This window comes from Thalassospira lucentensis MCCC 1A00383 = DSM 14000 (genome assembly GCF_000421265.1).
In the GTDB taxonomy this organism is placed as follows: Bacteria; Pseudomonadota; Alphaproteobacteria; order Rhodospirillales; family Thalassospiraceae; genus Thalassospira; species Thalassospira lucentensis.
In genome coordinates this window covers 145,967-167,441 of sequence record NZ_ATWN01000011.1, presented here as the reverse complement: position 1 = coordinate 167,441, position 21,475 = coordinate 145,967, and the positions used below count along the sequence as shown (strand labels likewise).

21 protein-coding genes are annotated in these 21,475 nt (G+C 53.9%); 18 read left to right on the top strand and 3 right to left on the bottom strand.

The window, feature by feature from the left end; all coding sequences use genetic code 11:
* Positions 1-3: 3 nt before the first annotated feature.
* The 10 genes from rhaM to K355_RS0120115 all read left to right on the top strand — a co-directional run bounded on the left by rhaM (position 4) and on the right by K355_RS0120115 (position 9,645).
* Positions 4-318: an L-rhamnose mutarotase gene (gene rhaM / locus K355_RS0120165; protein ID WP_022733974.1), complete on the top strand. Its 315-nt coding sequence runs from the start codon at positions 4-6 to the stop codon at positions 316-318.
* Entirely contained in the window at positions 315-1,706 is a 1,392-nt protein-coding gene (locus K355_RS0120160) for an FGGY-family carbohydrate kinase (protein ID WP_022733973.1), read from the top strand. Before rhaM ends, K355_RS0120160 begins: the two co-directional genes overlap by 4 nt.
* Positions 1,707-2,196: 490 nt before the next feature.
* Positions 2,197-2,667, top strand: a complete 471-nt coding sequence (locus K355_RS0120155; protein WP_022733972.1) for an NUDIX domain-containing protein — start codon at positions 2,197-2,199, stop codon at positions 2,665-2,667.
* A complete protein-coding gene (locus K355_RS0120150; protein WP_022733971.1) occupies positions 2,664-4,313 on the top strand; it encodes a PhoU domain-containing protein in 1,650 nt (549 codons plus the stop codon). The genes K355_RS0120155 and K355_RS0120150 overlap by 4 nt, the downstream gene beginning before the upstream one ends.
* Positions 4,303-5,190 carry a GAK system ATP-grasp enzyme gene (locus K355_RS0120145; protein ID WP_022733970.1) on the top strand — a complete coding sequence of 296 codons (888 nt, stop codon included), beginning with the start codon at positions 4,303-4,305 and terminating at the stop codon, positions 5,188-5,190. Before K355_RS0120150 ends, K355_RS0120145 begins: the two co-directional genes overlap by 11 nt.
* Entirely contained in the window at positions 5,187-6,305 is a 1,119-nt protein-coding gene (locus tag K355_RS0120140) for an HprK-related kinase B (RefSeq protein ID WP_022733969.1), read from the top strand. The genes K355_RS0120145 and K355_RS0120140 overlap by 4 nt, the downstream gene beginning before the upstream one ends.
* Positions 6,302-7,276, top strand: a complete 975-nt coding sequence (locus tag K355_RS25210) for a histidine phosphatase family protein (RefSeq protein ID WP_051146043.1) — start codon at positions 6,302-6,304, stop codon at positions 7,274-7,276. Before K355_RS0120140 ends, K355_RS25210 begins: the two co-directional genes overlap by 4 nt.
* A 2-nt stretch (positions 7,277-7,278) precedes the next feature.
* Complete coding sequence (locus tag K355_RS0120125; RefSeq protein ID WP_022733968.1) at positions 7,279-7,962, top strand: histidine phosphatase family protein; 684 nt, start codon at positions 7,279-7,281, stop codon at positions 7,960-7,962.
* 4 nt (positions 7,963-7,966) lie between these two features.
* Positions 7,967-9,373, top strand: coding sequence for a metallophosphoesterase (locus tag K355_RS24540; protein ID WP_162142310.1), 1,407 nt, complete (start codon positions 7,967-7,969; stop codon positions 9,371-9,373).
* Positions 9,370-9,645 carry an amphi-Trp domain-containing protein gene (locus tag K355_RS0120115; protein WP_022733966.1) on the top strand — a complete coding sequence of 92 codons (276 nt, stop codon included), beginning with the start codon at positions 9,370-9,372 and terminating at the stop codon, positions 9,643-9,645. Before K355_RS24540 ends, K355_RS0120115 begins: the two co-directional genes overlap by 4 nt.
* A gap of 70 nt (positions 9,646-9,715) precedes the next feature.
* On the opposite strand, the gene K355_RS0120110 is transcribed toward K355_RS0120115, so the two are convergent.
* Together K355_RS0120110 and K355_RS0120105 are read right to left on the bottom strand one after the other, a co-directional pair.
* Positions 9,716-10,435 (bottom strand): response regulator transcription factor, encoded by a 720-nt coding sequence (locus tag K355_RS0120110; RefSeq protein WP_022733965.1) that lies wholly within the window; start codon positions 10,433-10,435, stop codon positions 9,716-9,718.
* On the bottom strand, positions 10,416-11,624 hold the full coding sequence (locus K355_RS0120105) for a GAF domain-containing sensor histidine kinase (RefSeq protein ID WP_022733964.1): 1,209 nt from the start codon (positions 11,622-11,624) through the stop codon (positions 10,416-10,418). The genes K355_RS0120110 and K355_RS0120105 overlap by 20 nt, the downstream gene beginning before the upstream one ends.
* A gap of 220 nt (positions 11,625-11,844) precedes the next feature.
* On the opposite strand from K355_RS0120105, the gene K355_RS0120100 reads away from it, so the two are divergent.
* From K355_RS0120100 to K355_RS25455, 6 genes are all read left to right on the top strand, one after another.
* The gene (locus tag K355_RS0120100; protein WP_022733963.1) at positions 11,845-12,858 is read left to right on the top strand and encodes an ABC transporter substrate-binding protein; all 1,014 of its coding nucleotides are present in this window, start codon (positions 11,845-11,847) and stop codon (positions 12,856-12,858) included.
* Between the two features lie 12 nt (positions 12,859-12,870).
* Positions 12,871-14,349: a sugar ABC transporter ATP-binding protein gene (locus tag K355_RS0120095; RefSeq protein ID WP_022733962.1), complete on the top strand. Its 1,479-nt coding sequence runs from the start codon at positions 12,871-12,873 to the stop codon at positions 14,347-14,349.
* The gene (locus K355_RS0120090; protein ID WP_022733961.1) at positions 14,346-15,272 is read left to right on the top strand and encodes an ABC transporter permease; all 927 of its coding nucleotides are present in this window, start codon (positions 14,346-14,348) and stop codon (positions 15,270-15,272) included. The genes K355_RS0120095 and K355_RS0120090 overlap by 4 nt, the downstream gene beginning before the upstream one ends.
* Entirely contained in the window at positions 15,269-16,270 is a 1,002-nt protein-coding gene (locus K355_RS0120085) for an ABC transporter permease (protein WP_022733960.1), read from the top strand. Before K355_RS0120090 ends, K355_RS0120085 begins: the two co-directional genes overlap by 4 nt.
* On the top strand, positions 16,267-17,172 hold the full coding sequence (locus K355_RS0120080) for an SMP-30/gluconolactonase/LRE family protein (RefSeq protein ID WP_022733959.1): 906 nt from the start codon (positions 16,267-16,269) through the stop codon (positions 17,170-17,172). The genes K355_RS0120085 and K355_RS0120080 overlap by 4 nt, the downstream gene beginning before the upstream one ends.
* Positions 17,173-17,470: 298 nt before the next feature.
* Positions 17,471-17,605 (top strand): NAD(P)-binding domain-containing protein, encoded by a 135-nt coding sequence (locus K355_RS25455; protein WP_022733958.1) that lies wholly within the window; start codon positions 17,471-17,473, stop codon positions 17,603-17,605.
* Between the two features lie 124 nt (positions 17,606-17,729).
* Here the strand turns inward: K355_RS25455 and K355_RS0120070 are convergent, their stop codons facing one another.
* Complete coding sequence (locus K355_RS0120070) at positions 17,730-18,932, bottom strand: M24 family metallopeptidase (RefSeq protein WP_022733957.1); 1,203 nt, start codon at positions 18,930-18,932, stop codon at positions 17,730-17,732.
* 94 nt (positions 18,933-19,026) lie between these two features.
* Between K355_RS0120070 and K355_RS0120065 the strand changes: the two genes are divergently transcribed.
* Both K355_RS0120065 and K355_RS0120060 read left to right on the top strand, forming a co-directional pair.
* Complete coding sequence (locus K355_RS0120065; RefSeq protein ID WP_022733956.1) at positions 19,027-19,218, top strand: hypothetical protein; 192 nt, start codon at positions 19,027-19,029, stop codon at positions 19,216-19,218.
* A gap of 61 nt (positions 19,219-19,279) precedes the next feature.
* Positions 19,280-21,193 (top strand): transglycosylase domain-containing protein, encoded by a 1,914-nt coding sequence (locus tag K355_RS0120060; RefSeq protein ID WP_022733955.1) that lies wholly within the window; start codon positions 19,280-19,282, stop codon positions 21,191-21,193.
* Positions 21,194-21,475: the final 282 nt, after the last annotated feature.

Sequence of the window (21,475 nt, the reverse complement as noted above, 5' to 3'; positions counted from 1 at the left end):
GTCATGGAGAAAATCGCCTTCAAGATGATGCTCAATCCCGGTCAGGCCACCGAATATAAAAAGCGCCACGATGAAATCTGGCCCGCTCTTTCGGCTCTTCTGAAAGATGCCGGAATATCGGATTACAGCATCTTTCTTGATGAAGAAACCAACATCCTGTTTGCCGTCTTGCGTCGGACAGCGGACCATAAGATGGACGCACTGCCCAACCATGAAATCATGCAACGCTGGTGGGAGTTCATGGGCGATATCATGGAGACACACGACGATGGCAGCCCGGTCGTTGTTCGCTTGAACGAAATGTTCCATCTGCCATGACCGATACCCGCGCCATTGCCGTCATAGATATCGGCAAAACCAACGCAAAACTTGTGGTGTGGGATGCTCGGACCAGTGCCATCCTGTTTGAAGCCAGTCGCGCCAATCACTCAATTGATGGCCCGCCTTATCGCCATCTTGATGTCGACGGCCTGTGGAATTTTTACATCGCTGCCCTGCAAGATGCAGCGCGTGAAACCGTGATCGGGCGGATCGTTGTGACCACCCATGGTGCCACCGTTGCGGTCCTTGCCGGAGATGAGCTTGCCCTGCCTGTGGTGGATTACGAAAACACCTATGCCCCGAAAATCAATCTTGCCTATGACGGTGCGCGTGATGACTTCGCAGACAGCCGAAGCCCCTGTCTGCCAGCGGGGCTGAATTTCGGGCGACAGATATTTGCGCTTGAGCAAACCTTCCCCGAAGAAATGGCGCGCGCAACCGACTTTCTGCCCTATCCGCAATATTGGGCGTGGCGGCTGTCCGGGGTGAAGGCCTCTGAGGTCACATCGCTTGGTTGTCATTCAGACCTGTGGCGCCCGCATCAAGCGGATTGGAGCGACCTTGCCAAGACCTGTGGCTGGGCAGGAAAGTTTGCGCCCATGCGCAAGGCGCGTGATGTTTTGGGTGAAATCTTGCCGGAAATCGCTGCCAAGACCGGCCTTCCAACCGACTGCAAAATCCATTGCGGTATCCATGATAGTAATGCGTCGCTGGTGCCCTTGATTGCCAAGGTCGAACAACCGTTTTCGCTTGTATCATCGGGTACCTGGACAATCTGTTTTTCCGTCGGTGCGCACGCGCGACCGGACCTTGATGAACATCGCGATACCTTGTGCAATGTCGATCTCAACGGCAATGCCGTACCCAGTGCACGGTTCATGGGCGGACGGGAATATGCGTTTCTCGCGGATGGTCATACAGATAATCCGGATTTCAGCGACATCAAACGTTTGATGGCATCAGACTGCCTGGCTGTGCCGTCATTTGCCGAAGCAGGCGGACCTTTTGGCCATCTTGTCGGTCATGTGATCAACAAGGCCGAACTGCGAACCGCGCGCGACAAGGCTGCTCTGGCGACAATGTACTGCGCGTTGATGGTGGATTACGACCTTGAAATGATTGGCAGTGACGGGCCGGTGATTGTCGAGGGGCCATTCGCGACCAACACGACCTTCTGTCAATTGCTCGCCAGCCTCCGCCCAGGTCAGCAGGTTTTTGCCTCAACCGACAGCTCCGGAACCAGCTATGGTGCAGCACTTTTGACAGGTCAGACGCAAATGCATCAATCACGCGGTTCGACGCGAATAGACCCGGTCGAGGATAGTGGAATTTTGGCCTACAAGAATTTGTGGCGAAACAAGCTGACAATGAGCACTGAAAGTTGAGATGTTTCGTTGTGGACGTTTAACTGCTCTGCAACAAGTCAAGCGCTTGAAACATGACACATAAATCTGGAAGTTTTCCTATCCCGGCATAAAGGAACTTGGAAGTAACCGTTTGATTTTTCGATATAATTGTTGGAGCTATTTATTTTCCAGATAATTGTGTCAAATCAGTCGATCTATATATGTCACAGACTTCGAAAAAGGCTGTTTTTTGCAAACGGTGTTTCCAGATTTATGCGTCAATTCACAACTCTCCGGCTTTTTATTTTGGTATCTCACGATCAATAGTGTCACTCCGTCTGAGGGACCAGGCAACGAGGCCCTGTGTACTAAGGTCGCGGTTTTACCGCCTTGAAACCTCTGCGAATCATGCTCCGGTCAGCCTCCGGCGTGCGCTGTTATAATTATGTGACAACAGGTTCTCCCCTTTTTCGCACGGCTTGGGGGTGATATTCGTTATTGCTGCCCTATCGACTGGAGAAATGCGGCAATGAAGGAAAACCTGACGCCGACGATCCGTAACTGCGCACGCGCGGTGATCGTTCGCGATGGCGCCATTCTTCTGCTGTGCAAACAAAGCCCGTCTTACGGCACGCGGTATGCGTTGCCCGGTGGCGCACAGGAAGAATATGAAACACTGCAAGCCGCCTTGGTCCGTGAATGCCACGAAGAAATCGGCACCACAGTTACGGTTTGCGATCTGATACATGTCGCGGATTTCTTCAAGCCGCGCAGCACGGACCCGGAAACAAAACGACATACGGTTGAGTTTCTGTTCACATGCGTGGTGCCCGACGATTACGCGCCAACCAATGGGCCGGCACCTGATAAAAACCAAAAGGACGTCTTCTGGCTGCCGCTGGATGAATTGGAAACGGCACCTCTTTCTCCTGAGGGGCTGCGCAGGGTGCTAAGTGCATCGGTGCGACAACACCCGTTTTATCTTGGACGGATCACATGACGTCTGCCTTATCCGCGCCGGTACGCGACAACTTTCGTTTTCTATGGATTGAGGCCAGCGCGCAAGTTGCGGAACTCCGCGATGCATTGGAGCAGGGATCGCTGGACTTGGCGCGCAAGGTCGTCGACCGTAGCGGCTATGTCGACAATCTGAAGATGCGTGTTCGCGACGGCTGTATCTCGGCCATCATGCAGACGCCAAAATCAAGCCCGGATGCGTTGATGCTGCGTGCCGTAGAGTCCATCGCGATTGATTTGGGGCGGCTGACACGGCTGTGTCGCGATTGCGTCGCGCAATACGAAACGCTCGAACATGTTCAGCGTCGAAAGCGCCGCCGCCACGCAGCCCTTCTGGCATATGTCGAACAGGGCCTTCAACTGATCGAACAGGCAACGGACGACGCTGACACCTCAACAGCGGTCAAGGCCATCAAGGTCAAGAGCAAGATCGATGAAGAGTACAAACAGCTTATTCGCGCCTGTAATGCGGATCTGACAAAACGCAAAGACCCGACGGTGGTGATTGCATCGATCTTCATGGCGCAGCGCATCGAAGAGATGGGCACGATTATTCAGGATATGGGTGATGCGATCATATCGGCCAACATGGGTCAGCAATTAACCGCAGATCGCTATCGGTCCCTTTCGGCGACGGTCAAGCGCCTGCGCGGTAACAGAAAGGCCGGCGACATCACAATCGAACCCCTTGCCCAGACACGCTCGGGGAGTGCTATTTCCGGCGTCGCCGATGTGGGGGCGGACGATGACAGCTATATCGCCGTGTTCAAGGATGGCAAACGCCGAAAGCTTAAGGAAGAACGTCAAAAGGTTGATCGGTGGAATGCGATATATCCCGGTCTGGCGCCAAAGATTTTGTCCTTTCACAAAAAACAGGATCAAGCTGCCCTGCTGATCGAACATTTGCCGGGACTGACATTCGAAAAAATCTTGTTGCAGGAAGACCCGGCACTGCTGGACGAGGCCCTTAAGGAATTAAAAAAAACGCTTCGTGCGGTTTGGCGTAAAACCCACGCCAAAAAACCGGTGACCGCTCAGTATATGACCCAACTGACAAAGCGGATGGAGGCGGTTTGCGACATTCATGCCGAGTTCAAAGACGATGGGTGTACGATCGCGGGTCACTCCGTTCTGTCGTTTGACACCCTGATCAAGGCGTGCGCAGCGCGTGAAGCCAAACTTAAAAATCCTTACACGGTGCATATCCACGGAGATTTTAACTTCGACAACATCATTTACGATGCCCAAACCAGTTCCATACGGTTTATCGATCTGCACCGTTCGACGGATATGGATTTTTTGCAGGATGTTTCCGTTTTCATGGTATCGGGCTATCGGCTTCAGGCACTTGATGCGGAACGCCGCCGAAGAGTTCATTACGTTATTGCCGACTTCTATGAGTTCGCCCGTCGTTTCGCGCTCAAGGCCGGCGATGATACGTTTCAGCTTCGTCTCGCACTTGGGCTGGCGCGTTCTTTTGCCACATCGACACGGTTCATTCTCGATCAAACATTGGCCCGCAGCATGATGGCCCGCGCCCGGTTCCTGCTAGAGCGTGTGGCAGCATCCGACCCAGACAAACCCCAAGATTTCACCGCTCCGATCAAGGACCTGTTCATTGACTTATAAGAAAATCGCCGTTGTCGGCATTCCTGGAAAATGGTCGACCGAGGCCCTCGCCGATGCGCTGGAAGAAAAAACCGATTTTCGTCTTGTCGTCGATATGGCCGATGTGACCGCCGATCTTACGACCGGGACATTGACGGCAAAAGGCGTTGATCTGACCAATCTTGATGGTTTGGTGGTCAAAAAAATCACGGAAGTATACAGCCCGAACTCGCTTGACCGTCTTGAGGTGTTGCGTCTTGCCGAAGCGGCCGGCGTGCGTGTGTTCAGCCCGGCGGTCAGCATGTTACGTTTGATAGATCGGCTGGCCTGTACGGTTACCTTGCGTAACGGCGGCATTCCGATGCCCGAAACCCAAGTGACAGAAAACGTCGATGTTGCCGTTAAGGTTGTAAAAACATTCGGTGCGGCCGTGTTTAAGCCGCTGTATTCGACCAAGGCACGCGGGATGACGGTCATAGACTCCACGCAACCCGACGCAGAAATATTGGATGCGGTCACCGCGTTCAAGGCGGAAAACCCGATGATGTACATCCAGCGGAAATTGTCGCTGCCCGGTCAGGATCTTGGTCTGGTCTTCCTTGGTGGCACCTATCACGGCGCCTATGCACGGGTCGCAAAAAACGATGCCTGGAATACGACAATCAACAGTGGTGGAAACTATGCGCCGTTTGAATGCGATCCGGACGTGGTCGAAATGGCCCGCCGCGCACAGGCCCTGTTTAACATGGACTTTACAACCGTCGATGTGGCGCTGACGGATCAAGGCCCGATTGTTTTCGAGGTTTCCGCCTTCGGTGGTTTTCGTGGCGCAAAAGAAGGCATCGGGATCGATGCGGCAGCCCTTTACGCCGACTACATTCTGGATGCTTTGTCATGATCAATCCGGGTACGCCAATGATGTCCAAAGATATCGCAGCACAGATGGCGGGTGGCTTGACCCTTCAGCCAGGCGGGCTCGTGCTTGGGCTTCCGGACATGACGATCCGGGTCCGATCAAACTCCACAGCCCTTCTCGAAAAACTGCGGGCTTATTTTAAACATATCGTGATCGAAGACGGTGACGCGACCGTGGAAATTCAAGCGTTCGAATGCGCCCCCCCGGACCTCGCGCTCGACTATGTTGATTGGCCGCGCGAGGTCGGCAAGATGGGGCGTAAAGACGCGCTGATCGACCTTTCCGATGGTCGTATCGTCAAAAAGGTGCGCACCGGAATGATGTTCCTGCAAAGCGTTGATCACAGGATCGCTGCCGGGCCTTGTCTGGAGAACGACAATCAGGTGATCAATTTTATCAACGCGCAATACATGAACATGCTGCAACAAAACGGATGGGCTATTTGTCATGCCGCCGGTTTGGTTCGCAACGGTTTGGCACTTGGGCTGGCGGGATTTTCCGGTGGTGGCAAATCGACGTTGATGTTGCATATGCTTAACGAAGACGGCACGGCGTTTCTGAGCAATGACCGTCTGTTTGCCCGGCGCACCGATAAAGGTGTCTTTGCTGCGGGCATTCCAAAATTACCACGCATAAATCCCGGAACGGCCCTGAACAACCCGTGTCTGGGTAGCATTGTCACGCCTGAGCGCCGCGATGAACTCGCGTCATTGCCCGCATCGGAACTTTGGGACATCGAAGAAAAGTACGACGTCGATATTGATCAGATCTATGGCCCGGACCGCATTGTCGCGCGTGCGCCGTTATGTGGGTTTCTTGTTCTCAATTGGTCGCACACCGCCGATGCCCCGACCCAGATAAACGAAGTCAATCTGGGTCAGCGACGCGATCTTCTTGCCGCAGTCATGAAATCATCCGGCCCGTTTTACCAACTGGCCGATGGTTCCATGTATACCAAGAGTTCAGTCTTGGATGAAGAAGCCTACCTGTCGACTTTCCATGGCGTACCTTTTTATGAAGTTACAGGCCGCGTCGACTTTGATCAGATCGCCCGAAACTGTCTGAATAGGTTTTTTGACAAAGGCCCGCAAACATGACCCGTGAATTGCTGATATTGCGCCACGGCAAGGCAAAAAACCCGATCGGCATCGCGGACCGTGACCGCCCGCTTAAAACCACGGGCAAACGGCAGGCGCAACGCGTGGGGGCTTGGCTGCAGGACCATGCATTGCTACCCGATGTGACGGTGTGTTCTTCGGCGGAACGTGCCTTTGTCACGGCGCAAAAAATGCTTAAGGCCGGTGGTACGCACGCCCATGATATCGCGGTGGATGACCGGATTTATAATGCTTCTGTGGCCGCCCTTCTTGATGTGCTCGGCATTTTTCCAAGCGCCCCGAACCGCGTAATGATCGTTGGGCATAATCCGGGGTTAGAAGGACTTGTGCATCATCTCGCTTCATTGTCCTTGCCCGGCACAGATGATGGACGACTGCTCAAAACTGGTACCCTCATTCATCTCTCCATGCCCGACGACTGGCGGCAATTGGATCGTGATTGCGCGAAAATCGTTGATTACGTTCGGCCCGATAGCTTGCCGGTGGGCTTTCCTTACCAAACCCCAAACGGTCGGGAATGGCGCGACCGCCCGGCCTATTATTATACCCAGTCTGCGGTGATCCCGTATCGCAGAACTGGGCGGGGGATCGAAATTCTTGTGATCACAGCCAGCAGTAAAAACCATTGGGTCGTGCCCAAGGGAATACATGAACCGGGACTAAGCGCGCAAGATTCTGCCGCCCAAGAAGCGCAAGAGGAAGCTGGCGTGCAAGGGCATGTGCACGCGACCGCAATCGGCAGCTATGCCTACGAAAAATGGGGCGCGACATGTCACGTCAGCGTCTATCCGATGGAAGTAACCGACGAACTCGACCCCGACATATGGGAAGAAAACCACCGGCAGCGCCGCTGGGTTGCGCCCGATGTGGCCGCGCAGCAGATAAAGGAAGATGCGCTAAAAACGATCATTCTCGACTTTGCGGCGTCACTTGCCAAGGAGACCCCATAGTCATGGCCCGACGTTTTGCCGCCCTTATTCGCCACGGCGATTATCATCAACGAACGGGTGCACCCAGCGCACATCAGCCGTTTGCTTTAACAGAACGCGGTGCAGGCCAAGCACGCGCGGCTGCCAAAAGCCTGACCGACATGGCAACCGCACTTGGCGCTGATATTCACCCAGAGATCGACAGTTCACAGATGCTGCGCGCATGGGCTACCGCCGACATTATGGGTGCGACCCTGCAGGGTGATTTTTCAGTAAGCTGTCATGATGCGCTGGCGGAACGCAGCGTCGGTGCGGCGGCAAACCTGCGCATTGAGGAAATCGACGAGATTATCGCGGCGGATCCAAGGTTTGATCCGCTGCCCGAAAACTGGAAATCTGACAGCCATTTTTGTCTGCCCTTTCAAGGGGCCGAATCGTTGATGCAATCTGGGCAACGGGTGGCCGCCCATCTGACCGAACGCTTGGACAGTTTGCCCATGCGCAACACCATCAAGGCATTCGTCGGCCATGGGGCCGCATTCCGCCACGCGGCACACCATTTGGGTGTGCTGGCCTTTGACGATATCGCGCGTCTGAGTATGTATCACGCGCGCCCGGTGGTGCTCGAATGTGCGGCCGACGGCACATGGCACCATGTTGTGGGCGACTGGAAAGTCCGCGGCAATGCGGAACCGGTATTGGATTGAACCGATGACAGAACCGACCAAACCCCAAGATCCGCAGATCGACGTCGCGCTGCCGCAATACAAAGGCCCGTGGCCGTCGTGGTTGTACCCTGAACTTCCCCGTGAAGCCCGCGACTGGACCTTTGGCGGTGATAAATCGTTCGGCGAAGAAAATGGTGATCGCAAGTTGCTGCTGGGTGAGCTTGACCGGCTGACGAAGCGCAAGTTGTGGGTCTGGCCAAAGCGCCCGGTTCTGTTTTTCTCTGATTTACATGCGGATCGAAAGGCGTTTGTCGCGTCATTGGTCGCATCGGGCGGGGTGCGTCGTACCGGGCCAGGCGTGATGAATTTCCGCCTGACCAAACTTGGTCGACAGGCCACATTCATCATCGGGGGGGACTGTTTCGACAAGGGCCCGCACAACCTGAAACTTCTGCGTGCGGTACGGCGTTTGATTGAGCTAGATGCGCGGGTGCGTATTCTGGCCGGAAACCACGATGTGCGGAATCTCCTTGGCATGCGGGCCGTTGGGGCGGACGTCGATCATCGCAACGATCACTTTTTCCTGCGTCTTGGGCCCAAGGTGGTGCCGTTGCTGACCGAGATCCGGGATAGTTACATGACCGGCCGAAATGCGCTTGCCGGTATCCCCAACGAGGCGGAGTGCCGCCGCTGTCTTCTGCCCGCCCCGGACTGGTTTGACGCCTTCCCCAAAATGGCCGCCGATCACCTTCCGGCCAAGCAGATCGAGGTGGAACTCAAGCGGATCCGCAACAAGCTCAGCAGCTTTGAACCGGCGTGCCGTGCGGCTGGCCTTTCCATGCGTCACGTTTATGGGGCAGTGATGAAGTGGCGTGAATTGTTTCTGGAGCCTGACGGTGAATTCAATTGGTTTTTTAAGCGGATGCGGCTTGGGTATCACGTCGGCTCCTTCATGTTCATCCATGCCGGTTTCGACGACGAGATGGCAGACCTTTTACGTGCGGACGGGGTAAAGGCGCTTAACCGGCACTTTCGTGACGCCATGTTCGGGGAACCGTTCGATCTGTATTACGGGTCAATCGCCAATACCATCCGGACAAAATACCGTTCAATCGATAACCGACTAAGCCCAAAAGGTGTGGAAAAACTGCACGATAGCGGTATTCACGCCATCATACATGGCCATCGCAATCTGCTTGATGGGCAACGCATCATGCTGCGGCGCGGGCTGATCAACTTTGAATGCGATTCGACCATCGACCAGCACTCACGGCATAAAGAGGGGCTGACCGGTTCCGGGGCCGCCGTTACGGTGGTGCATCCGGACGGCTATATTCTGGGGATTAGCACGGATTTTCCCTATGCCAAGGCCTTCGAGCCGAAACGCACCCTTACCGCACTTAGCTCTGCGCTCACGTCCGAAGACAAAAGCGGGAAACCGAACCGATGAAAAAGATAAAGAAACAGTTCAGCCACGATTCTCTGCAGGATGCAAATTCGATCAAGGCGATACTGAAAGCCATCACGACCGGACTGGGCAAGGGAAAAGTCGTGCTGAGCGACGACAGGGACGAGATCATCCTCGAACCCGAAGGGCTATTGAACTTAAGAGTATCTGCGTCGCAGGATGAGGATCGAAGCAGTCTGACGCTGCGCGTCAGCTGGCATGCTGACCGGGACGCATCAAAAGACCGGAAACTGGTTGTCGGTGAAAAAAAATAATTGAACAGCCGTGCTGGTATCGCCTTACCGTCTTGTGAGGCGATATTTACGGTCGTGATTTATCGGTCTGTTATCTTTGGGTCAGCCATGTGCGCAGTTCTTTTTCCGCCGCAGCCAAGCCTTCGCGGTTGATGATTTTTCTGGCAATGGCGCTGGAAACGGCACGCGCGCGTTTGTTGAGCACAATGTCCTGATGGTTTTGATCAAGGGCCTCGACATCAAGTTTGCTGTACAAAGACAGCAACCGGTTCTGAACGGTGCGCAGCGACAACTTTCGCCGTGTCGCAATTGCCTTGTCGGGAAGGCCGAGTGCGATATCAAGCAGGATGATATATTCAAACTCGGTCAGGGTATTGCGTGACCGCATCTGTTGATTCTGTATCTGGTGCACTTCGCGGTCAACAACGATTTGTCCCTCAATCAGGACGGAGCGCAAGGCGAGATGCATTCTTTCCTGTGACGCCGTTTTCAGCACATACCCATAAGCGGCTTGATTGGGAACAATCTGGGCAATGCCGCGTAAATAGGCCTCGTCCGAGTAGTTCGACCAAAAAAGAATACGGGTGTCCGGGCGTCGGGCCCAGATGGTTCTGGCGGCATCAATGCCGTTATGTTCCTTCATGCGCAAATCCATCACGATGGCCGTCGTTCCGGACTGCTGTGCAAGGACTTCTGCTTCTTTACCATCCCGCGCAATCAGGATTTCCGCGAGTTCCGGCAGCGCATTTTCGACAATTTCCTTTAGGAAATCGGCATGCATCTTGTCGTCTTCAACCAGCAAAATCTTCATGTTCGGCCCTTTCGGCTTCTTGTGCTGTTTGAGGCAGCTTTACGGTTATTCGCGTCCCATCTTCGGTGCTGTGTTCAAACTTTGCACCTATAAGGTGCGCGCGGGTTTTCATATGGGCGAAACCACTGCCGGGTTTTCCCGTTCTGGTCTGGAATTGGCCATTGTCGCAAATCTCGATTTTCAAATCTCCGCGCGGATCCTGACACGATGCAACAACCGAAATATGCGTTGCTCCTGAATGGAGTACGGCATTGTTGATGGCTTCCTGACATATCCGGAAAATGGCAATTCGGGTGGTTTCGGGTAATGCGTCGACATTTCCGCCTGTCTGGTCTTCTACGTCAAACTGTGGCGTGCAATCGCGGCTGACGGCCCGCTCCATATGCGTAAGTACCGCATGCTGAAAGCCAAAAAGTTCAAGGATTGTCGGGATCGATGTGTCGATGATATCGCGTAAGTCCTGGATCATGTTCTGTATCTGCTGCTGCAGGCGATGATGCTGCACAGTTGTCAGGCCGGGGCGGATGTCGCGGGCTATGCGCGTCAGATCGGCCAGTGTCTGATCATGCAAATCCATTCCGATCCGCTGACGTTCAGCTTCGAGCGCATCGGTTAAACTCAGCGCCCCAAGCCTTAGCCCTTCCTCGCGCGCCAAAATTCGGGCCCGAAATACCGCTTCTGTGTTGGCCTTTTCATTGGCCCGCAACGCATAAAAATAAGGTGCTAGCATATCGGCCAGAATGCGGACCTGCTCGACATGGCGTTCGTCATAGAAGTTTTCTTTTTTCGACGAACAATTAAGCGATCCGACAACTTCGCCCAGAACCTTCATCGCGACATTGACCCGGCTGCGAAATTCGTGATGCAGGATGGGGGCACTTTCCGCACCGGGGAAAACATACCGCGGATCATTAAGAGCATTGCCCGTCAGAAGGTGATCGGTTTTTCCCAAAAGAATATCACGCACCGGCGACTGCCTTACCAACGTTCTGGAGGTGCTCCAGGTTGTTTGGAGACCGACTTCATAGGACGTATTCCACGTCTTGTCGGTATCCGTTAAGCAGATATCCAGATGATCAAATTCAATAATCTTGTCGATTTCGGCTTTCACGGACCCCAATGCGGTGTGGATATTTAGATTGCCTGCAAGAAGATTGGAAATGCGCAGATAATGGGCAAGATCCGACATGAATATTTCCTCCGTCAATCATCATATTGCGATAGGGCAGGACTGTCTTGCGGGAACCCGCAATATAGGGGGGTGGTCCCGCAGCATTGGTGCGGCGAGTGCTCTTTACGGTTTAAATGCAATAATCGAAAATCGCCTTACTAATGATAAGACAAATCAAATGTCGTTCAAAACGGCTAGTTCAAGTCACGACGTGGCGCAGTCACGTCAGGGAGGAAAAATGAAACTCAAGTCAATGCTTCTCGGCGCAGTTGCCGGGACCTTTGTGTTGGTCTCTGGTCAAGCAATGGCCGACACTTCTGAAAAAAAGATAGCACTTTCAAATAACTACGCCGGTAACTCTTGGCGTCAAGCCATGCTTGAAAGCTGGGGAAAGGTTGCCTACATGGCAATCGAAGATGGTCACGTTGCCGCGGCTGATGCCTTCACCACATCGGAAAATCAGGCGACTGAACAGGCAGCCCAGATTCAGAACATGATTTTGCAGGGGTATGACGCAATTGTCGTAAACGCTGCATCGCCAACCGCAATCAATGGTGCGGTCAAAGAGGCCTGTGATGCTGGTATTACGGTTGTGTCCTTTGACGGCATCGTGACCGAACCATGTGCATGGCGTATTGCGGTCGACTTCAAACAAATGGGTCGCGATCAGGTCAAGTATCTCGCAGAACGCTACCCGGAAGGCGGCAATCTTCTTGAAATCCGTGGGCTTGCCGGGGTGTTTGTTGATGATGAAATCAGTGCTGGTATTCACGAAGAAGTTGCCAACACCGAATTCAAGATTGTTGGGTCCGTGCATGGTGACTGGGCTCAGGATGTCGCGCAGAAGGCCGTTGCCGGTATTTTGCCCAGCCTTCCGGAAATCAAGGCTGTCGTAACGCAGGGTGGCGACGGATACGGTGCGGCTCAGGCGTTTGCCGCAGCAGACCGTCCGACCCCGACCATCGTTATGGGCAACCGTCGTGATGAACTTGACTGGTGGAAGGAACAGAAAGATGAAAATGGGTATGAAACCACATCTCTTTCCATTGCGCCGGGTGTCAGTACGCTGGCGTTCTGGGTTGCTCAACAGGTTCTTGATGGTAAAGAAGTCCCCAAAGATCTGACCGTGCCATTCCTGCGCGTCGATCAGGACACGCTCGAAGAGATTCTTGCCGAAACGCCGGTTGGCTCGGTTGCCAATGTGGAATACTCGCTCGATGACGCGAAAAGCCTGATTGAATCGGCGAAGTAAGGCGATAGGATCATGGTGGAAAACCAGAAAATGATCGGCACCCAAAAGGTGCCGATCATTACTCTTGCCGATGTCGGGGTATCCTTTGGCGCGGTTAAGGCCCTCAACGATGTTGAATTGACCATCCTGCCGGGCGAATGCGTTGGGGTGGTCGGTCATAACGGTGCGGGTAAATCGACACTGGTAAACGTCATTAATGGCCGTTTATCGTCAACGCGCGGCGACGTCAGTTATGACGGCGAGCAAAGTGCGGCAGATTTTCGCAATGCCCTGCTGGCCAGAAATGCCGGAATACGCAGTGTGTTTCAGGAACTCTCGCTCTGTCCAAACCTCACCGTTCTGGAGAACTATCGCATTCCCTACCGCAACATGCCGAGGCGGGCCTGGCGGCGAAATGCTGCGTCTGCCGTACGGGCATCGCTGGATGCGGTTTTTCCGGGAAACGCGATTGATCCGTATAGCGTGGTTGACGACTTGCCGATTGCCGACCGCCAGATGGTGGAAATTGCCATTGCATTTTCGAGGCGCGATATCGACGCGCGGCTGGTGATCCTTGATGAGCCGACATCGTCCCTTGATGGTGCGATTGCCGATCAGTTGCTTGCCTATATCAAGAAGTTCTGTGCCGACGGCGGATCCATCATTTTTATCTCCCACATGATGGGTGAAATCTTTGATGTCGCCAGCCGCATTGTTGTGATGAAAGACGGTTTCATCACCCAAGACAACGACGCGCGGCATTTTACCCGCGATGGCCTTGTCGATGCGATGGGCCATGTCGTGCCAGACACAGCAGAAGTTACCGGAGCCAAAAGACGACAGGAATTCGGACCGGAAGTTCTGCGCATGGAAAACGGTCTGAATGCACGTCAGGGCGAAGTGGTTGGACTGGCCGGACTGGCCGGTCACGGACAGGCAGAAGCTTTGGCGCAGTGTTTCTTGGCCCGCACATCGGACTGGTCTGCGTCACGTGATCCCGCCGTCGTCTTTGTTGCCGGCGACAGAAGCCGCGATGGTGTCATGCCCCTGTGGTCGATCATGCGAAACCTGAGTTTGCAAACGTTGGTCGAGTTCAGTCGAACGTTCCTTGTCGACCGCAAAGCGGAACGGAAAGTTGCCGACGAATGGCACCGTAAGATCGGCATAAAAACAGATGATCTTGAAAATCCGATTTTGTCCCTGTCTGGCGGTAATCAGCAAAAAGTACTGTTTTCCAGGGCGTTGGCTTCATCGGCCCCGATTGTCGTCATGGATGACCCAATGCGTGGTGTTGATGTTGGTACCAAGAAGGAAGTTTACCGCATGATTCGTGCCGAAGCTGAAAAAGGACGGACATTCCTGTGGTATTCGACCGAAACCGACGAAATTCTCGAATGTGATCGCGTTTTTGTTTTTCGTGACAGCGAAATTGCCGCCGAACTGCAAGGCGATCAAATCACAGAAGAAAACATGCTGCGCGCATCGTTTGAAATGCAGGAGGCCGGTCAATGAGCCGCGATCATTTGCGCATTCTATTACCGGTCTTGTCGCTGGCAATTCTGTTGGCAGCCGTTTTCTATATGCAGCCACGCGCCATGAGCTATTTCGGGCTTAATCTTCTTTTTAATCTCGCTGTTCCGGTTGTTTTGGCAACGATTGCTCAAATGATGATCCTGATGGTCAATGACATTGATTTGTCCATCGGCACGTTTGTCAGTTTCTGCGCCTGTATCACGGCGACCTTCGTTCAAACCGACCCCGTGGTCGGCTACGCGATCCTGTTTGGCGCGATCCTTGTCTATGCCGCGATGGGCGCCATCATCTATGCGCGCGGCTTGCCAGCAATCGTTGTGACACTTGGCATGTCGTTTTTCTGGTCGGGCATGGCCGTTCTTGTTCTGCCGTCCCCGGGGGGATCGGCACCCGATTGGTTACGCGCACTCATGACGGCAAAGACGCCATTCCTGCCTGTGGCAATCATTGCGCCGATCGTGATTGCGGCGATCATGCATTACTTCGTCAAACGTTCGGCACTGGGTGTTTTGTTGCGCGGCGTTGGCGGAAATGAACAGGCGATTGAACGCTCCGGCTGGTCGGTTATGGGGCTTAAGGCATTTGCTTACGGCGTGGCGGCACTTTTCTGTGTGTTGTCGGGCATGGCGCTTGTCGGCCTTGCGACATCGGCGGACGCCAATATTGCATTGCGTTACACGCTGCTATCGATTGCCGGTGTGATTTTGGGCGGTGGTGAGTTCACCGGCGGGCGGGTATCGCCTGTTGGGGCGGTTATCGGTGCCCTTACCCTTACATTGGCGGCCAGTTTCCTGTCATTCCTGCATCTTTCGCCCGATTGGCAAATCGGTGCGCAGGGAGCAATCCTGATCATCGTTTTGGCTGTGCGTCTTGTCTTTACCCGGCGGGAGGCACTGATATGAGCATGTTGAACAAAAATGACGAGACACAGCATCAAAAGCGCGGTGCGCGTTACCTGCTGAGTATGGTGTCGCGAAAAGCCTGGATCTGGGCCTATATCGCGGCAGGGGCGACCTATATTGCAACGCTGATGGTTGTTTCAAGCAGCGGCGGGGCGGGGGCTTTGCTTTATGCCGCATTCACCTTTGCTTCCTTTGCCGTCATTGTTGGCGTCGGGCAAATGTTTGTTGTGACACTTGGGCCGGGCAATGTGGATCTTTCGATCCCGGCAAGCATGACCCTTGCTGCGACCTTATCGTTGAAGTTCATGGCAACAGATGGGTCGCTGGTTGTTCCGGGCCTTGCGATTGCAATCGGGGTCGGTCTGGGATGCGGGCTGTTTAACTTTTCCCTGATCATGTTGCTGCGTATTCCGCCGATCATTGCAACATTGTCGTCGTCCTTCCTGTTCCAGTCACTGGCGATCTGGTCAAACCGTGGTTTGCGGATCAAACCGCCAGAAGTTCTTGCCGATTTTTCAACCGGTGGGACGTTTGGCATTCCCAATGCTGCATGGGTTGCGTTGCTGGTGTCTGTTCTGGCCTGGTGCGTTCTGGAAAAGGCGATAGCAGGGCGGTGGATACTGGCAACCGGGCAAAACAAACGTGCAGCACGCCTTGGTGGTGTGCCGGTCAATGCCGTGCGCTTCGGGGTCTATGTGAGCTGTGCCGTTCTGGCGGGTGTGGCCGGGTTCATGCTGGCCAGTTTCTCTGGCGGGGCGAACCTGAACATGGGAACGGAATATATGCTGATGTCGATTGCCGTGGTTGTCATTGGCGGGTCGTCGATTGCCGGGGGGAATTCAAATGTTCCGGGCATCTGGGCGGCAGCATTGTTCATGTTTTTGATTGTATCGATGCTCAATTCCTATGGGCTTGGTGCGGGGGTTCGCTTGATGCTGACCGGGTTGATTATTGTGTCTGTGGTCGTACTGGCCAGTAAGCGGGGGCGTCGGGTATGAATGGGCCATATGAAATTATCGATCGGCGCTTTTGTGATCTTGTTCTGGCAAATGTCGCGTTGCGCCGGATTTCGACCGGGCACCTCTGGGCCGAAGGACCTGTGTGGTTCGCAGCACATCAGTGCCTGTTGTTTTCCGATATTCCCAATCAGAAAATTTATCGCTGGATGTGTGACGGTAGCGTCAATGTTTTCCGCGACAATTCAAACTTTGCCAACGGCAATACCCAGGATCGGCAAGGGCGTCTGATCACCTGCCAGCATGGGACGCGATCCGTCACCCGGACCGAACATGATGGTAAAATCACCACGCTGGCAGATCAGTTTGACGGTAAGCCGCTCAACGCACCAAATGACGTGGTGGTCAAATCTGACGGGTCGATTTGGTTTACCGATCCGACATACGGCATTCTCTCTGATTACGAGGGCCATAAATCCAGACCTGAACAAAGCCATCGCAACGTTTTCCGTCTTGACCCTGAAACGGGCGAACTATGGCAGGCCACAACGGAGTTTACCCAGCCAAACGGCCTAGCGTTTTCGCAAGATGAGAAGCTGCTTTACGTTGCTGAATCAGGATCAAGTCATGATGACAGCGTGCCGTCGGTCATCCGTGTTTACGATGTCGATGCCAACAGCATGCTTGAAAATGGTCGTGTTTTTACAACGATTGATAAGGGTATACCGGACGGGTTTCGTGTCGATTGTCATGGAAATGTTTGGTCCTCCGCAGCAGATGGCGTGCACTGCTTTGATGCGGGCGGTGAACTGCTTGGTAAGATATTGGTTCCTGAAACCGTATCAAATCTGAGCTTTGGTGGCCCACGTGGCAACGAGTTGCTGATTACCGCAACAACAAGTGTTTATGCCATTCACGTCAACAGTGCGGCCGCGACCCCATGAGATGTTTGTTTCTTGCGCAAAAACCCGGCGATCCAAATTCCCGAACCGGGTTGAAGTCGCGCAGGAATGAAATACGAACATCTTAAAGAAGAGTGCCTGACCTCCCTCGGGCACTCTTCGCTTTCTCCAGATGTAAATGCACCCATCTTTATCATTTATTTTAAAGGATTAACGGGGCGTGGCGTGAAAATCGGTGGAACGCGGAATTGCCATTTGTGAACGGGCATACTGATACGATCCGGGCGGGGTTACGGGTTGCCGTCGCGTAAAGTTCCATAAGAAATAAAGGAGAGATCATATGCGTAATAAACCGGTTATCGGCTTTATCGGCCTTGGTCTTATGGGGCATGGCATGGCCAAAAACATCCTCGAGGGCGGCTATGAATTGTGGGTGCGCGGGCGCTCGAACAGCACGCAAACGGCATTGATCTGATCAAGCGCGTACAGCAAAGACCGCCACTTTGTGAGGGGGCTTTAAGGTTCGATTCAACGATATCGCGAACCGAACCTTGAATATTTTGTGACGCTTTTTTCGTGTCTGATGACAATAATTGGGCCTAACCGACCACGTTGAAATCCGGGCCATAGGGATACCCGGTGATGTTTTCATTGCTATCCTCTGTGATGACAAGAATATCATGCTCGCGATATCCACCTGCACCCGGTTGCCCGTCAGCAATGGTCAGCATCGGTTCCATACTGATCACCATGCCCGGTTCGAGCACCGTGTCGATATCCTCGCGCAGCTCAAGCCCGGCTTCGCGGCCATAATAATGCGACAGAACGCCAAAGCTGTGCCCATAGCCAAAGGTGCGGTATTGCAAAAGGTCGCGTTCCGCGAAAAAGGCGTTGATCTTTTCCGTCACCGCCGCACAGGACGCACCGGGTTTAAGTAGGCTCATGCCATATTCATGCGCCCCGACATTGGCCTGCCAGATTTTCAGGCTGGCGTCATCGACCTCTCCGACGAACAGGGTTCGCTCAAGGGCGGTGTAATAACCCGAAATCATCGGAAAGGTATTCAGCGACAGGATATCGCCACGCTGGAGTTTGCGCGCCGTGACGGGATTGTGCGCACCATCGGTATTGATGCCCGACTGGAACCACACCCACGTATCGCGATATTCCGCATCGGGGAACCGTTTGGCGATCTCAAGTTCCATCGCATCGCGCCCGGCCATGGCCACATCAATCTCGCGCACACCTTCCTTGATGGCATCGCGAATGGCATAGCCCCCCACATCGGCCACCTGTGCCCCGCTTCGGATCAGGGCGATTTCGGCGGGTGATTTATGCATGCGCTGACGCATGGTGTCGGCGGTGATGTCCCGACTGCGGGCGGGGTTAAGGAACTCATCAAGCAACGCCTTTTGCGCAAGGCTAAGATGATCACCTTCAAAGCCAATCACCTTGCCAGTCCCGGTAACAGACCGAACCGCGCGCCAGTAATTATTCCGCTGCCAGTCGGTATAGGTAATGTTATCGCCATGGCACCGGCGCCACGGTTGGGCCGCATCAATGCCCGCACTGATCGTGACATTGTCGGTTGGTGTGACGACCAGCGCATAAGGCCGCCCAAACGCGCAATACAAAAAGCCGGAATAATAGGCAATGTTATGCATCGAGGTGAAAACGCAGGCGTCAACACCGCACGCGGCCATGATGGTGCGCAATTTGGCAAGGCGCGCCTCATATTCTGATGCCGCAAACGGCAGGATGCGGTCACCTTGATGGAAACGGTAAAATTCTGGACGATCCATTCGCAAAATCTCCTTATCGGCGTTGCCTCAAAGGGGATGTGACCTCCCCCTGTCTTGACAACGACAAAGCAAGATCCCGGCGTTCAGGATGTGTATGAGTGATATCGGGCGCGCATTTTGCACTGGCGACGCCATCGCCTGCCCTGCTGATCTTATCGGGGATTGTGCGCCAATCTGGCAAGAGAAATCCGTTGATCGCGCCGCAATCGGTCATCTTTGGGAGGGGGTGACGACGATTTTCGATACGTTTGTATGGTTAATTGTCATGGTTAAAGTATTTTCTTAACAGCTTGTCGCTTTACTGTTGGGGAACAATATAAAATACGGGCAATTTACGGAATTTTGGCGTGGCCGAGGAAGACGAAGACCATACAGGCGGTGGGCAATCAGCAGCCAATTCCGCAATGCAGAAAATAGCCGAACGCGAAATGCGGATCATACGGCGGCGCATGCGGCGTCGGCGCATGATCACAATCGGGTTCTGCCTGACGCTGGTCGTGGGATCGCTGTTTGGCATGATGTATTCCATTCAGTCCAACCTCGATCTTAGCCGCAACATGATCCGCAGCCCGCAAGTCCGTATTCTGGGCTATGACGGGGCGTTGCTGGAAACCGTCGAGGGGCGCTACAGTCAGGATGTCTCGCTGACAACCATCCCCGAACGGGTGCAAAACGTCTTTGTCGCGGCAACCGATCCGAACTTCTTTAATCATATGGGCGTTTCGGGCCGTGATTTCGCCCGGATCTTTAGCGGTGATCCAGGATCGGGGTCGACCATCACGATGAAGGTTGCGCGAACCTTCTTTAAGACCAAAGCCAACAGTGCGGGACGCCATTTTCAGGAATTCCTCGTCGCACTTTGGCTGGAAATGAAATTCAGCAAAAAGACCATCCTGCGCAGCTACCTTGAACGCAGCTATATCGGACGGGGCATTTTTGGCATTACCGCGGCATCACGCCTTTGGTACGGCGGCCCGGCAGAGCGCATAACCCTGCATCAGGCCGCCGTTCTGGCTGCTGCCATGAGCGATCCTGTCAAGTTTGATCCGCTTTTGCATTCCAGTGAAACCGCCGCGGAAGCCAACGATATTCTGGCAAAACTGGGTCAGTACAAATTCATCGAGAAGGATCGGGTTTCCGCCCTGACATTGCTTGAGCCAAAGCTCGATGTTCAATACGAAGAACATGTTGTCTCGGGCTATCTGGTCGACATGGTTCTTGAAGAAGTCGCCGATATTGTCGGATACAGCAGCCGCGATATCGATGTTGTCACCAGCATTGATCTTAAGGTGCAAAAGCTCGCTCAGGATGTCGTGCGCGAGGTTTCCGAGATTCGCATCAAACCCAAGGGTGCCAATCAAACCGCCCTTATTTCCATCAGCCCGGATGGGCGTATTCGCGCGATCATCGGTGGGGCCAATTACAGCCCGTTTCAGCGCAACCGGGCAACCGACGTGCGGCATTTGCCCGGCCGGATGATTAAAATCGCCACCTATTACTATGCGCTAAACCAAAACAGTGATCCGGCCCAATGGGTTCGGGACAATCGCATGGCGGTTGCCGGGTGGCGGCCGATCAATCCTGATCACGAATATATGGGGCAGATTTCACTGCGCGAAGCTTTCGTCCGTGATGTCAATACCGTGCCAACAACCCTTGCCGATCACTACGGCTTGCTTGATGTGCGCGATTACATCCATGCGATTGGTGTCAAAAGTCCGCTTTCAACAGATATTCGAACTGTGGTCGGCCTTGATCCGGTAACGATGGGCGAAATTGCCGCCATTCACACATTGCCGCAAAATTCCGGCAAACCGGCTCAAATGACGGTGATCAACCGCGTGTCGTATAGCGGGACTGACGAAGCCGCGCTGTATCAGCGCGAAGATCTGGTTCAGGAAAAAAGACTAACCGACGAGGCCATTCAGGGATCATATGTGCTTTACGCCAGTGTGACCGATCCGCAAGTAAGGCTGGACCGGCCGTTTGCCGGGTATGGCACTGTTTCTGGTGGCGGTTCGGATGCGTGGTATGTCGGGTTTACGTCTGATCTGACCACGGTGGTCTGGGCCGGCAATGACGATAACAGTAGAATGGCCGTGCGCGGGGATGTAGAGCTTGCGTCTTTGTGGCGGTTATTTATGCTTGATGCGCATGATGGACTGGCTATCCGTTCAATGATCCGTGCATCATCGCAGCGACGTCGGGAAAATGACGGGGTGAACGATCTGTGGAAGCGCGACTTGAACGGCAATAACTGATAAAATCGTCGCATAACGGGGAGACGGGGGACTCCCTCCTCGGTTGGGGCATAACAATATAAAAAACGCCGGTTGACGCGGTGATGTCGTCTGTCTGATCGCCATGGATCATAATTGGGTTCGTGCCAGACAGGTCGAAAAGCCGTGCGCCCGTATCTGACCAAAAGGTGCATTTGTGGCCCAAAGAGAATTTAAAAGACGGCAAAGCGTCCGCAAGGGCGCGGCCGCCAAGGGATCCAAAACGAAAAAACGCGTCAGCAGCGCAGGAAAGCGCAAAGGCAG